Genomic DNA, 13,467 nt, shown 5'->3' with positions numbered 1-13,467 from the left:
CATTAAAAAGCTATGTGGCGCCCACGCCCCTTTCCCATAAATACATAAACCAAAACAAACCTACTCCTACTCCCGATCAAGCAATTGATAAAAAAAATGCCAGTCAATATTAACTGACTGGCATTATCACTATTATCAAACCTTAAACCACAAGGCAAAGAATAATCTTACTCATCTGTTTTAGCTAATGCGTACTTAGCTTTTTCGCGCTCAGCAAAAGCCACCCACTGACCAGCAGTTTTGGTGCTTCGCTTATCTTTACCCGCAGCCTTGAAGAATTTAATGGCTTCATCAAAGTTTTTAAGTTCGAATTCAGACTGAGCAATAATAAAATTAGCTTGATCTTCGCGCTTAACCTTACCTTTATTTAAAGCAACTCGACCCCACTTGCTAGCCTCTTTAAACTTATCGTTTGCCAAATAGGCACCCGCCAAGCCAATAATCAGCTCACCATCTTGGGATTTCTCTGCAGCTTTCTCATACTCAACCAAAGATTCTTTAGCATCTTGCGATAAACGCAATGCATCAGCTAAAAGCTTAAGATTTTTTGCAGTAGGCTCGATAATCTTATCTTTATAAATACCCTGTTTAAGAACCTTAGTAGCCTTAAATGGCGTTTCAGCGTCCAAGTAGAAGTACGATAAAGTGAGCAGATCTTTCTCGGTAGTCAATCCACCTTGAAGATAACAAGTTTCCAACGCGTACAAAGAATCCTTATCACGATTCATCACACGATAAACTTGAGAGGCATTTTTCCAATAAACTGTTTTAGGATAATACTTCATGAGTTTTTCAAGTGGGATAAGACCATTCTTATAGTCTTCTTTATCGAAATAAAGTCCACGCTGTAGGATGTACCAAGACTCACTCGGAATTTTACCGTCTGACTCCTGGTTCTTGATTGCTTCATTTATATTCGCCAAAGCATTTCTATTATCTTCGAGCTGATAATAAAGTGATGCGAATAAATAAGACTGATCAGGTTTCAGTTCATCAACATATTGAGTCCAACGCAATAGAGTCTCCAATGCCTTCTTGGGATTATCTTCTGCCGAATAGAGCTGACCCATGGTGTAAAGTGTTTGCGCTTCGGTAGCTACGGGAAGGTTAGGTGTTTGCCCCAATACGCGGTTGAAATACTCAATCGCCTTCTTGTAGTTTTCCTGAGCTAAATAAGAATAACCATAGTATTGATACAACAGCACCATTTCATAGGCGTTATATTTAGCTTTATTCAGCTCCAGCGCTGCCAAAACCTCCATTGCTTTTCTGGGGTCTGGCTTTTGCTTACTTTCTTCTGGCGGCTGTAAAAAAGCAGCAGCTTCCTGAATTTTCTTACCAAATGATTCAGTTACATTAGGAAACTTTCGCTGTTCATCTTTGTGCTTGTTATTCGCCTTGACCTGAGCCTGCGCCAAACCAACACTAAAAAAACTCTGCTCAGGCGCGATACTCACAACTGCCTGCCCAATTAATATCGGAGAAACAGCAAGAACAGCAGCAACTAATGTCTTATTAAGAGCAACTGAAACGGCAGGAAATACTTGTCTCATTTCATTACTCCTTACTTTTGCATTACGTAGGTAAACTTATTTTTAACGCCAGAGACTTCAACTGGCTTACCATCGACGACTTTAGGCTTGTATTTAAACTTTAAAGCAGCCTTAACAGAAGCACGATTGAACACCGATGTTGTCTTACCTTCTTTCGTTGTACATTCACTTTCAATGGGCACCGGATCTCGTGTAGTACCTGTTTCAGTCACTGTATATTCAACAGTACAAAAACCTTCGATTCCACGCGACAAAGCACTGCTCGGATACTCTGGAGGAACCTTTACAATAGGAAGATACTCACCTTCACTAAATGCCAAAGATCCACCATTCATATTCAGATCAGCCTTTGCTAAAGGAGCCTTCATATTTAGGCCATCATTAGCAATTTCAGGAGCCTCAAAGTCAGGCTCCGGCAAATCTGGTGGAGGCGCTTCAGGCTCTTCCGGTTTATCCGGCTTAGCTTCTTCATACCGGGTTTCAATTTTCGTATTCGGCATACGTATATCGGGGATTTTAACCGAATCTTTTTGGTCGGCCTCACCCAGATCGTTGTTAACCAAACTGTTCATTAGAAACAGGAGCCCGAGAGTCGTAATGACCCCCAAGACACCCGCTAGTATTACTTTTATAGGGTTCATAGCTGCCTATTTCTTTGAGGTAGATACGGTAACATCGGTAATGCCAGCTTCGCGTGCAGCATTAGCAACATCCACTACAAACTTAATATCTGACTCTGTATCGGCTTGAATTGAAACATCACCCTTTGGGTTATCCAAACGCATACGCTCAATCGCAGGACGGATAGCGCGCGGATCAATTCTTTTCTTGTCGATCCAGATTTCATTGTCGGCACCAACTGCAATCAAAATGCTCGCATTGGGCTTAGGATCACCTGTAGTGGCATCTGGCCTAACAACTTCTTTACCGGTCTCTTTGATGAAAGTCGCAGTAACAATGAAGAAGATCAACATAATAAACACAACGTCCAACATGGGCGTTAAGTCGATTGCTTGAGCCTCTTCCTGGGGTTTAACATTTTTCCTGCTCATGAGACATCTCTTCTGTACAGGTTAAATTTATGGCGACTAACAATGGATCACTTAGTGATCCATTGTTAAATGGTCTGCAAACAAAGATTTTTCGTCTTCTGCTATTCTTGAGAGATAGGTATTCGCAAAAACACCAGAAATAGCCGCAACCATACCCGCCATAGTAGGAATCGTAGCCTTAGATACGCCACCCGCCATAGATTTTGCATCACCACCACCAGATGTTGCGAGAACTTGGAACACCTCGATCATCCCAGTAACAGTACCTAGCAAACCCATTAATGGACATATAGCGACCAATGTAGTGATCATGTCCATATTGGCGTTAATTTTCTCGTTCATACGGGAAACCATTCCCGAACGAATTTGGTGAGCATTCCAAGACTTACGCTCTTTGCGCGACTCCCACTCTGAGAGTGATAGCTGCACATCGCCCCTAAGACCACCCTTAAAATACATGATGCGCTCAAATATAAGCACCCACATACACAGGGTAATAGCGGCTATTCCGTACATTAGGAAGCCACCTTGGTCCATAAAGGCTCCAAGGGCAGCAAAAGCGTCCGTTAAAGCCATGTCTTATCTCCTACTTACGCGAATTGCGCTCAGCATTTGCAGCGATTATACCGGTGCTTTGCTCTTCAAGAACGTGAGTTACCGCTTTTGCGCGACCATTTACCAAGGTGTGCATTAACACAACAGGAATTGCCACCAAGAGCCCTTGCACTGTAGTAACCAAAGCTGAAGAAATACCACCAGCCATATTTTTAGGGTCGCCAGCACCGAAAATAGTAATCGCTTGGAAGGTTGCAATCATACCGGTAACGGTACCTAGCAAACCCAATAGAGGAGCTACTGCAGCGATAATTTTCAGAATGGATAGACCACTTTCAATTGAAGGACGCTCTTTCAATACAGCCTCTTCCAACTTCAGCTCTAAGGTCTCGGTATCAACTGCAGAATTTTCTTCAGCAACTTTCAATACGCGACCTAATGGGTTGTTAGTATTTGCTTTTTCAGACTTAAGCTGTGCACTAACTTTGCCGCTCATTGCGAACAATACTAATATGCGCCAGAAGCCCAACAAAATACCGAAAATACCTACACCAACAATAACGTACCCAACTTTTCCGCCTTGGTTCAGGCGTTCAAGCATGTCAGGCTCTTGCACCAAAGCACCCAGCAATTGACCACCTTGTGGGCCAGTAGGATCTATACCTACTTCAACCATGCCTGAAGTAGCATTTTGTAGAGCCGTAGCTGCAGCAAGCAAATCTGAGCCAGGTTGACGCGGTAACTCTTCCATTTTTCTACCGTCAAATGACAAGTAGTTACCATTAGAAAGTAGGTTATATGAACCGACACGAACAACTTCTTGATCGCTAGACTCACCACTCGCTTTAGCAACAGATCCAGTAAATTTAACTACGCGGCCAGTTTCAACCATTTCACGCTGTACTTCATACCAAAGACGCTCGATTTCTTCAATATCAGGCAATTTAGTACTGCCATTCATTTTCTCAATCAAACCGTCAAGGAAGTCACCGCGCCCAGGAAATTGTGCACTAACCAAAGAGGTCTCTAAGGTTGCGCGTAAATCACCAGCAGTTGAAGTCAAATGACCAAACAATTCGCGCATAGAACCTAAGCGCTCATTTAACTGAGCTCTTTTTTGCGCAACCAACACTTGTTGATCCGCATATTTTTTCTCAAGCGCTTGTGAACGATTTTCTTCTGCCTGGCGGGTAGCCTTGGCCTGCGCCAACAGGTTAGCTTGGTTGGCCTTATCGCGGGCGAATTCAGCTTCACGTTGCTTATGCTCAGCAGATTCGCTGATTTGAGATTTTTTAACCATGGACAACAATTGATCCAAGGTTTGAGCTTTTTCAGACTGTGCCATTGCAAAACTAGCGCTCAAGAGCCCAGCAGTAGCAATCATCAGGCAGCTTTTAACAAACTTCATTTTCATTGTGCTACCTCCGGCGCTTGAACATTCAGGAGCAAGATATCCTTAGTCGCTTGATCGCGGGCAATTTTTAAGCCTTTGAGAATACGGCTATTGTAAGAACTATCTAAAGCAACCCATTGACTCTGTGCTACATCCCAATAACCGCAAGATTTAGCATCAGATGTTTGGTACATCAATGAAATACGGCCTACACGCAGAATACTCACTTCGCGATCAGCACCATCAATTGGTAAGGTGCTTTTATAAGCTTCTAGAGTGCCACCGTAAGCTGACTCAATTTTGTATGCTTCGAGCACTTGGCGGAATTTTTCTGATACAGAAATATCAGCGCGATCCTGATTGGCGCGCAACATTTCTATACGCCCTTGACGCTCTTCCAATTGGAACGGTTTATCAAGAGATACAAATTGCTCCAAACCATCAAGCATGCGGAAAATCAACGGTTGAATTTGACGCTCAATAACGGTGACCTTCTCAATTGACTGCTCCAAATCGGTCACAACTTCCAATTGCTTGGCAACTTGCTTCTCCATTTGAGCGTTGAAAACACGCAGGTCTTCGATCAATTTATTTTGTGCTTTAAAACTTTGGGTCAGATCGTCAGTTTCCTGAGCCAATCTATCAATACGTTTTTGAGAGTCTTGCGCCAAAGTGGTTTTGGCTTGACCTACCTTGAGTACTGCATCCAAGGTTTGATCTGCCATAGCTACGCTACCCATTAGCGCGCCGGCAGACAGCACGGTGGACAGAGCCACGGCCTTCAATCGCTGCTTTTTCATATTTCCCCCAACTCGGGTGTTCAATCAAGTGAGTTTGCGACAGCAAGCTGCCACAGACGCGTTATCCACGTAGCCTCTAAAGAGGCGGCTAAGAACGGCGGCATTGTAATAAGCGCCACGGCTTAGTTTCAATGTTTTATCCATAAGCCTTTTACGTGTGTATTTAGGTATCACACCGGTAACATAAAAATGTACTTAATAAGTGCACCGGTAACACAAAAATAAATTTTTCTCTTTTAACCCCAAAAGCCTTATTCGCATAAGAACATTTAGTTTTTCACACCCACCTAGCGAATAATGCGCTCGTAAGTTAAGAACCTATGCGCATATTGCGCGTCATGATCGCCACCTTTTTCGGCCGAGAGACACCAAACATTGGGATCAAGCTCAGGAAAGAATGCATCGCCATCAATATCAGCATTAATAGCCGTTAAATATACACGATCAGCACAAGGCAATGCCGCCGCATATAATTCCGATCCGCCGATAACCATAGCCTCATCTGCTTGATTAACCAAGCTAATCAACACATTTTCCGCAAGTTTTTGAGCCTCACCGAACTCATGCGCAACCAAAACACCTTCTGGCGCCACCCAATCAGCACTACGTGTAACGACTATATTAGTGCGCCCAGGAAGAGGCCGACCAATGGACTCGTAGGTCTTGCGACCCATAATAATGGGTTTGCCTAGTGTTTGGACTTTAAAGTATTTGAGGTCCTGCGGAAGATGCCAGGGCAGCCTATTGTTGACGCCAATAACACCGTTATTGGCAACAGCCACAATAATTGCTAATTTCATGCAGTAAGCTCGCCTTATCCTAAGGTTTTAGTGTTATGCCTAAACAGCTATAGGTGCCGTTATGCGCGGATAAGGCTCGTAACCTTCAAACTCAAAATCATCCAACTCATACTCGAAGATCGATGCAGGCTTGCGCCGCATGCTAAGTCTAGGCAATTTTTTCGGTGTTCGTGTTAATTGTTCGTAAACTATATCTGGAACAACATGATTGTTATATAGATGACAGTCACCGAAGGTATGCACGAACTCACCAACATCAAGGCCACATTGCTGCGCAACCATATGCGTTAAGAGCGCATAGCTCGCGATATTAAACGGCACACCTAGAAATAAATCTGCGCTGCGTTGATATAGCTGACAAGACAACTTACCCTCTGCCACATAAAATTGGAACAGTGTATGGCATGCAGCCAAAGCCATCCGCCCCTCAGCTACATTTGCTTGAGGACTTAGGCGCTCATCAGGCAAGTCTGCTGGATTCCAGGCACTGACCAGCAGGCGTCGCGAATAGGGATTGATTTTAATTTGTTGGATCACTTGTTCAATCTGATCAATCGTGGAGCCATCAGGACATGCCCAGCTGCGCCACTGCTTGCCGTACACAGGTCCCAGATCACCTTCGGCGCTTGCCCACTCATTCCAAATTTTACAGCCTCTTTCTTGCAGCCACGCAACATCAGTGCGCCCCTGCAAAAACCATAGCAACTCCACTATAACGCTTTTGAGATGCACCGCCTTCGTCGTAACGAGTGGAAAGCCTTCATTTAGATCAAAACGCAACTGGCGCCCAAATACCGAGCGTGTGCCGGTGCCGGTGCGATCACCGCGCACCACGCCGTTTTCAACCACGTCGCGCATCAATTCAAGATATTGTTTCATGCATAGCCTTATCTGTGTTTATAAGCCTTCTAGACCTTCGCTTTTTTTGGCGCAATCAATAAATAAGAGTAGGCCAATAAGCCCACACCCAATGCAAACATGGGCACGCAAAGAAGTTGACCGCGAGTCATCCACCCCAGTAAATCAAAGCCTATGCCCTGATCCGGCTCGCGTACAAATTCAACCCCGAAACGGAAAATTGCGTAAAAAATCAGAAATACACCCGACACGGCGCCACGCGGGCGAGGACTGCGAGAAAACCAAAAGACAATGAGAAATAAAATCAACCCCTCGAAAAAAGCCTGATATAGCTGACTAGGGTGGCGTGCGATTCCAGCTGCATCCATTGCCTTGGGGAAATTCATTGCCCAAGGCACATCACTCACACGCCCCCAAAGCTCCTGCCCAATAAAATTCCCCAAGCGCCCAAAACCCAAGCCAAGCGGCACTGCAGGCGCAACGAAATCCATGACGGAGATAAATGGCTTATGTATGCGATTAGCGTAAATGATCATCGCCACTATGACGCCAAGTAAACCGCCATGAAAAGACATACCGCCTTCCCAAATACGAAACAACCAGAGCGGGTCGCGCATCCAGTAATCAAAATTATAAAACATGACATATCCGAAACGCCCACCCAATATGACCCCGAAAGCACCGTAGGTTATGAGGTTTTCCACTTGAGCGGTATTCACTGCTGCATTCGGCGCCTTGGCTCGATACATAGCAATAAGCCAAGCACTGACAAAGGCACAGAGATACATAACACCATACCAATGGACATTGAACGGCCCTAGCACTGTGTCACCGAGGGTTAGCGGCCCCAAGGAAAGCGCTATTGGATTTAAGTCGGGGTATTGCAACATAAGCAGGAAACCTTAAGTAAACAAAAGCCTTACAGCCTTAAAGTGGCGTGTATTATGGCACAGGCATATGACTTACTTACGTCAAGTATTATTAATTTTCATCGGATGTGGCAGGGCGAATTAAACGCGTAAGCCCTGCATCGCGCAATTCACGCTCTACTCTTTGTCGAATCTCTTCACCATTAGACATGCGCATAACATCAGAAAGCAGCTGCTTAGCATAGGTTAGTGTTATACCGCGAATCACTGACTTCACCTTGGGCAGGTTGGTGGCATTCATCGATAACATATCAAACCCCATAGCCATCAACAAAATCGCAGCGCCAGGGTCACCCGCCAGCTCCCCGCAAATACTTACACTGACCCCTGCATCGTGGGCCGCATAAACAATGTATTGTAGAGCGCGCAGCACCGCTGGGTGATAGGCCTGATATAGGTCAGCCACTTGCGCATTATTGCGATCGACAGCCAGTAAGTATTGCGTGAGATCATTACTCCCTACCGACAGAAAATCCACACTACGCGACAGCTCTGGCGCCAAATAGACCGCTGCAGGCACCTCGATCATGGCACCAATGGACGGCATTCGCACCTTATGACCTTCTTCTAACAGTTCTTTATACACGCGACGAATCAGCGCCTTAGACGCATCGACTTCCTGCATATTAGTGATCATTGGCAGCAGTATACGCAGGTTATCCAAACCCTCACTGGCCTTAATCATGGCGCGGATCTGCGACAGAAAAATCTCGGGGTGATCGAGGGTTACACGAATACCGCGCCACCCCAAAAAGGGGTTGTCCTCTGCAATAGGAAAGTAAGGTAGCGCTTTATCTCCACCAATATCCAAAGTACGCATGGTGACGGGATGAGGCGCAAAAGCTTCCAGCTGCTCGCGGTAGATTTGACGCTGCTCCTCCTCACTGGGGAAGCGATCACGCAACAAGAAGGGCACTTCTGTGCGATAGAGGCCAACACCTTCTGCACCGCGCTCTAAGGAACGCAGCACATCCACCATAAGCCCAGTATTCACATGTAAAGGGACGCGATATTTATCGAGGGTCTGACAAGGCAGATGCTTGAGCGCTTCAAGCCCTTTTACCAGCTCTTGCTCCTCTAAAAAGATGGCCTTGTATTGCGCGCGCAAGGGTTTGCTTGGGTCCGAGTAAACCGTACCCTTGTATCCATCGACAATAATGGCGCGACCACTTAGCTGCTTAAACGGTAGATCAACCGCGCCCATTACCGTGGGTATATCCATAGCGCGGGCTAAAATAGCCACGTGGGAATTGCTCGAACCAAAGACAGACACGAGACCCGCCAACTTTTCCTTAGGCACTTCACCCAGCATTGAGGCCGTTAACTCTTCGCCAATAAGAATTGTTTTATCGGGATACACGCGGGTTTTTTGGTTGGACTCCTGCAAGTAAGCCAACACACGCCGCCCTAAATCACGCAGGTCTGTCGCCCGCTCGCGCAAGTAAGGGTCATTCATGCTATTAAAGATATCTTCGTGGGCAATAATGACCTCGCTCCACGCCGAGGGCGCATTAGCCCCTTTGCGAATACGCTCTATTACTTCGCCGCCGAGTGACGCATCGTCCAACATTGCCAAATAGGCGTCGAACAGCGCCTGCTCCTCGCGATTTATACGCTCCTTAAGCTGCTCTCCCAGCGCCTTAATATCCTCACGCACAGACATTAAACAACGTTGAAAAAATGCAATTTCAGCATCTACATCTTTGCAGGTCTGATAGGGTACCGAGCGTAAATCTGCCGCCGGCGCAATGACCACAGCCTCCCCCAAAGCAATGCCGGGCGCGCCTATCACACCGATAAACTTCGCTTGGTTCGCCTTTTCGCCCAAGGGAACTACGACCCCAGTAGCCTCCGCATGGGCGATAACACCCGCAAGCTGAGCAGACATCGTTACAAGAAATGCCTCTTCGCCCTCATCAAAGCGGCGCTGTAGAGCCTGCTGCACCACCAACACACCCAACACCTTGCGATGGTGAATGATAGGGACGCCGAGAAAAGACCTATAGCGCTCTTCGCCAGTCTCAGGGAAATATTGATAGCTTGGATGAGCCTCTGCATGCTCAAGATTGACTGGCTCTTCGCGCACCACAACACGCCCAACAAGACCTTCACCCGCAGCAAGACGCACTACACCTACCGCATCCTGATTCAAACCGTCAGTCGCCATCAGTACATAGGAACCGCTGGCATCGCGCAGGTACACCGAACACACCTGGGTTTTCATGACCTGCTTTACACGTGTCACAATAATCGCCAGTGCGGTTTTCATGTCCCGCGCAGCGTTAACTTCCTGAACTATATTTCTAAGTGAATTCAGCATCTGGGTCTACTAGTTATGTGAGCGTTATAAAGGTTCAACCGCGCAGACCCTGTTCGTAATAACCCAGTGAATGACTCTCTGCATCCTCTAATTGTGCATGGGCAAGCGAGAGTTCTTTAAGTGCGCGCCTATAAACATCGCGCTTAAAAGACACTACCTTGCCCAGCGGGTACCAATAACTAACCCAGCGCCAATTATCAAATTCAGCGCGGCCACCATTATTCAGGCACACTTTTCTATCTTCACTGAGCATACGTAACAAAAACCATTTTTGCTTTTGTCCAACGCAGAGTGGAACAGAATTGTGACGCAGCAACCGCTGCGGCAGGCGGTAACGCAGCCAACCGCGCGTGCAGGCGAGAATTTCCACATCAGCTGGACGCAAGCCCACTTCTTCATGCAACTCGCGATAAAGTGCCTGCTCAGGACTCTCATGCGAGTTGATGCCACCCTGGGGGAACTGCCACGCATCTTGACCGCCAACACGGCGCGCCCAGAGCAATTGCCCCTCATCATTCGTTAAAATAATGCCCACATTAGGGCGAAATCCATCGGAGTCTATCACGGGGAATATTCCATATAAGGGCCAATAGCGGGCCATACAATTGGGTATCGACTGCGGGAGTCTCAGCAGCGCAAACGCCGTGAATCAAGCCAAAAAGTGACCATCCACAAAACCGTCTTTTCCGCACTATATCAGGCTTCCCCAAAGCCGCAACCCTAGAGATAACTATGTTTCACGCAGATGTTACGCCAAGCCTCAAACGCTACCGAAAAACCCTATTCGTGCTTACGCATTGAGCCGCAGCAAGGCAATGGGTATCCTAGCGCCACTGAACTCCCCGAATCCGAACATCAATACCAAGAAGGTAAACTGTGACTCTGGCAATTTTTGATCTCGACAACACCCTCATCGCAGGTGATAGCGACCATAGCTGGGGCGAATTTCTCGTCGCTAAAAAACTGGTCAATGCGGAACTCTATCGCCATGCCAACGATCAATTCTACGAGGCCTACAAAGAGGGCACACTTGATATTCGCGCCTATCTCAAATTCTCACTAGCACCATTAACTCAGTACCCCATGGAAACACTTGAGCAACTACACCGCGAGTTCATGGCAACTTACATTAACCCTATGCTGCTACCCAAAGCGGCAGCCTTGCTCGCACATCACCGCGCACAAGGTCATTTTTTACTGATTATTACCGCCACCAATGGTTTCGTAACTCGACCGATCGGGCAACTTTTGGGCGTCGACGATTTATTGGCAACCGATCCTGAGATTATTGATGGGCAATTTTCAGGTGATTTTGTGGGGACGCCCTGCTTTCAGGCCGGCAAGGTAACTCGATTGCAGGAATGGCTCGCAACCAACAAGCAAACCTTAGCAGGTGCGTATTTTTACAGCGACTCCATCAATGATTTACCGCTGCTAGAAGGCGTAGAGAATCCAATAGCAGTAGACCCTGATGCGCGCCTAGAGGCTATTGCACGCGAACGTAACTGGAGCGTTATCAGCCTGCGTGATTAATAAATACGACAAGCCTATAAAAGCACGCAAAAATTGAGTGCTTTTATAGGGCGGAACTCACAAGCAGTTTTTCTTTTCTGCCTCAAAATACAATTTGCCTAGGGCAAATAAACTCGCGCAAATACGGCCTTGAGATAATCTGTTTCTGGAATAGCTGGATGCACTGGATGATCCGGCCCCTGACCACCCTGACCAATAATTTGCACATGGCGATCTAAGTGACGCCCCGCCGCACGCACTATTTCCACCAAGGTATCTTTACCTAAATGCATAGAGCAAGACGCCGACACCAAAATGCCATCGCGTCCGAGCAAGCGCATACCCAGCTCATTTATGTGGCGATAAGCAGCTTCGCCCGCCTTTTGGTCTTTTCGCTTTTTAATAAATGCAGGCGGATCCAGCACCACCACATCAAAACGTTCATCAGCTGCAATCAACTGTTTCAACGCATCAATCGCCTTGCCATGCAGGGTTTGCACGCGATCTGCTACGCCATTTAATTCAGCATTTATCGCCACACCCGCCAACGCCGACTCCGATGCATCAAGACAAATAACTTCGCGCGCACCCGCCACGGCCGCCTCGACACCCCAACCGCCTATATAAGAAAACACATCCAGTACGCGCTTTCCTTTCACATATTGCTGCAACTGCGCACGATTGATGCGGTGATCATAAAACCAACCGGTTTTCTGGCCGCTTTGCACTGGCGCAAGAAAACGCGCACCGTTTTCAATTAACTCAACTGATTCAGGCACCTCACCATAAGCCACTTGCGTATACTCAGGTAAACCCTCCAATACGCGCGAACTGTGCTCATTGGCAAGCAATACTCCGCGGGGCTTGATGACTTGCACCAAAGCCTCAACGATCTCATCTTTGACCAGCTCCATGCCGGCGCCAGCAATTTGCACAACCAAATAATCACCAAATCGATCCACCACCAAGCCAGGCAATAAATCCGCATCGCCGTAGACCAAACGATAATAAGGCTCAGTAAAGGTCAACTCCCGCAACGCTAAAGACTGCTTAATGCGATGCACCAATAATGATTTAGTGAGCGGATGACTTTCGTCGCGGTTAATTACACGCCCACAGATCAATCCATTAGGATTCATTAAGGCGATCCCCAAAGGCTTGCCCGCCTGAGTCGTCACCAAAGCCTGCTGCCCCATAGAAAACATCTTCAGAGGAGACTTGTCGGTATCGACTTCATTGCTGAAAATCCAAAGGTGACCGAGCTTTAAACGGCGATCGGCTTGTGACTTTAAAACGAGTACAGGCAAAGACATGCTGAAATCCAACCAGAAGTGAATAAATAGAAGATGGCGATTATAACGGCTAGCAACACATCGCAGCGAAATAGATGTGCGCGCCCACTCAAAACCAGCCAGCAAATTAGCTCATCTTCTGCAGTATACCTACAGGCAAGTTGCCAGCCACCGCACAAATATGTAAGGTTACCCTCAAACTAGTTGCTTTTTTGTCCAATAGGCACTTTATCATTGGGCGGATATACGCTAACGTAAGCTGTGGCGATAAGTTCTAATAAGGTCAATGCCTTAGCAAGGCTTCTTTATCCCGTTTATATCATTGATATTCGAACATAAAGTCAGTTTTAGATCCCCAGTGCACGCATCCCAGCAGGGGCAGAAAGGTAACTTAGGAAGAAAC

13 protein-coding genes are annotated in these 13,467 nt (G+C 46.8%); 1 reads left to right on the top strand and 12 read right to left on the bottom strand.

The genetic code is table 11. From position 1 onward, the window contains the following. Positions 1-167: 167 nt before the first annotated feature. From AC0KUT_RS03235 to AC0KUT_RS03185, 11 genes are all read right to left on the bottom strand, one after another. On the bottom strand, positions 168-1,553 hold the full coding sequence (locus AC0KUT_RS03235; RefSeq protein WP_488833454.1) for a tetratricopeptide repeat protein: 1,386 nt from the start codon (positions 1,551-1,553) through the stop codon (positions 168-170). Positions 1,554-1,564: 11 nt separating this feature from the next. Beyond that, positions 1,565-2,194 carry an energy transducer TonB gene (locus tag AC0KUT_RS03230; protein ID WP_488833453.1) on the bottom strand — a complete coding sequence of 210 codons (630 nt, stop codon included), beginning with the start codon at positions 2,192-2,194 and terminating at the stop codon, positions 1,565-1,567. A 6-nt stretch (positions 2,195-2,200) separates the two neighbouring features. Continuing rightward, positions 2,201-2,605 carry an ExbD/TolR family protein gene (locus AC0KUT_RS03225; RefSeq protein ID WP_488833452.1) on the bottom strand — a complete coding sequence of 135 codons (405 nt, stop codon included), beginning with the start codon at positions 2,603-2,605 and terminating at the stop codon, positions 2,201-2,203. Between the two features lie 51 nt (positions 2,606-2,656). Beyond that, complete coding sequence (locus AC0KUT_RS03220; RefSeq protein ID WP_488833451.1) at positions 2,657-3,181, bottom strand: MotA/TolQ/ExbB proton channel family protein; 525 nt, start codon at positions 3,179-3,181, stop codon at positions 2,657-2,659. Between the two features lie 10 nt (positions 3,182-3,191). Continuing rightward, the gene (locus AC0KUT_RS03215; protein WP_488833450.1) at positions 3,192-4,574 is read right to left on the bottom strand and encodes a MotA/TolQ/ExbB proton channel family protein; all 1,383 of its coding nucleotides are present in this window, start codon (positions 4,572-4,574) and stop codon (positions 3,192-3,194) included. After that, complete coding sequence (locus tag AC0KUT_RS03210) at positions 4,571-5,353, bottom strand: DUF3450 domain-containing protein (protein ID WP_488833449.1); 783 nt, start codon at positions 5,351-5,353, stop codon at positions 4,571-4,573. The genes AC0KUT_RS03215 and AC0KUT_RS03210 overlap by 4 nt, the downstream gene beginning before the upstream one ends. Positions 5,354-5,640: 287 nt before the next feature. Further along, entirely contained in the window at positions 5,641-6,153 is a 513-nt protein-coding gene (locus tag AC0KUT_RS03205) for a dihydrofolate reductase (protein WP_488833448.1), read from the bottom strand. Positions 6,154-6,192: 39 nt separating this feature from the next. Then, a complete protein-coding gene (locus AC0KUT_RS03200; protein WP_488833447.1) occupies positions 6,193-7,032 on the bottom strand; it encodes a thymidylate synthase in 840 nt (279 codons plus the stop codon). A 29-nt stretch (positions 7,033-7,061) separates the two neighbouring features. Further along, positions 7,062-7,901: a prolipoprotein diacylglyceryl transferase gene (gene lgt / locus AC0KUT_RS03195; RefSeq protein ID WP_488833446.1), complete on the bottom strand. Its 840-nt coding sequence runs from the start codon at positions 7,899-7,901 to the stop codon at positions 7,062-7,064. Between the two features lie 91 nt (positions 7,902-7,992). Further along, a complete protein-coding gene (ptsP, locus tag AC0KUT_RS03190; RefSeq protein ID WP_488833445.1) occupies positions 7,993-10,260 on the bottom strand; it encodes a phosphoenolpyruvate--protein phosphotransferase in 2,268 nt (755 codons plus the stop codon). A 34-nt stretch (positions 10,261-10,294) separates the two neighbouring features. After that, positions 10,295-10,825, bottom strand: a complete 531-nt coding sequence (locus AC0KUT_RS03185; RefSeq protein ID WP_488833444.1) for an RNA pyrophosphohydrolase — start codon at positions 10,823-10,825, stop codon at positions 10,295-10,297. A gap of 311 nt (positions 10,826-11,136) precedes the next feature. Between AC0KUT_RS03185 and AC0KUT_RS03180 the strand changes: the two genes are divergently transcribed. Then, positions 11,137-11,793 (top strand): histidinol-phosphatase, encoded by a 657-nt coding sequence (locus AC0KUT_RS03180; protein WP_488833442.1) that lies wholly within the window; start codon positions 11,137-11,139, stop codon positions 11,791-11,793. 98 nt (positions 11,794-11,891) lie between these two features. On the opposite strand, the gene AC0KUT_RS03175 is transcribed toward AC0KUT_RS03180, so the two are convergent. Next, a complete protein-coding gene (locus AC0KUT_RS03175; protein ID WP_488833441.1) occupies positions 11,892-13,085 on the bottom strand; it encodes a class I SAM-dependent rRNA methyltransferase in 1,194 nt (397 codons plus the stop codon). Positions 13,086-13,467: the final 382 nt, after the last annotated feature.

This window comes from Cellvibrio sp. 25HG11W-0 (assembly GCF_057815475.1).
Note: the sequence above shows the minus strand (reverse complement) of the source record. Positions and strands in the feature narration are given on the sequence as shown.

What these genes read in the sequence shown, in the direction of transcription:
- AC0KUT_RS03235 (WP_488833454.1), bottom strand. Translation starts at nt 1,553, where the DNA reads ATGAGACAAGTATTTCCTGCCGTTTCAGTTGCTCTTAATAAGACATTA.
- AC0KUT_RS03230 (WP_488833453.1), bottom strand. Translation starts at nt 2,194, where the DNA reads ATGAACCCTATAAAAGTAATACTAGCGGGTGTCTTGGGGGTCATTACG.
- AC0KUT_RS03225 (WP_488833452.1), bottom strand. Translation starts at nt 2,605, where the DNA reads ATGAGCAGGAAAAATGTTAAACCCCAGGAAGAGGCTCAAGCAATCGAC.
- AC0KUT_RS03220 (WP_488833451.1), bottom strand. Translation starts at nt 3,181, where the DNA reads ATGGCTTTAACGGACGCTTTTGCTGCCCTTGGAGCCTTTATGGACCAA.
- AC0KUT_RS03215 (WP_488833450.1), bottom strand. Translation starts at nt 4,574, where the DNA reads ATGAAAATGAAGTTTGTTAAAAGCTGCCTGATGATTGCTACTGCTGGG.
- AC0KUT_RS03210 (WP_488833449.1), bottom strand. Translation starts at nt 5,353, where the DNA reads ATGAAAAAGCAGCGATTGAAGGCCGTGGCTCTGTCCACCGTGCTGTCT.
- AC0KUT_RS03205 (WP_488833448.1), bottom strand. Translation starts at nt 6,153, where the DNA reads ATGAAATTAGCAATTATTGTGGCTGTTGCCAATAACGGTGTTATTGGC.
- AC0KUT_RS03200 (WP_488833447.1), bottom strand. Translation starts at nt 7,032, where the DNA reads ATGAAACAATATCTTGAATTGATGCGCGACGTGGTTGAAAACGGCGTG.
- lgt (WP_488833446.1), bottom strand. Translation starts at nt 7,901, where the DNA reads ATGTTGCAATACCCCGACTTAAATCCAATAGCGCTTTCCTTGGGGCCG.
- ptsP (WP_488833445.1), bottom strand. Translation starts at nt 10,260, where the DNA reads ATGCTGAATTCACTTAGAAATATAGTTCAGGAAGTTAACGCTGCGCGG.
- AC0KUT_RS03175 (WP_488833441.1), bottom strand. Translation starts at nt 13,085, where the DNA reads ATGTCTTTGCCTGTACTCGTTTTAAAGTCACAAGCCGATCGCCGTTTA.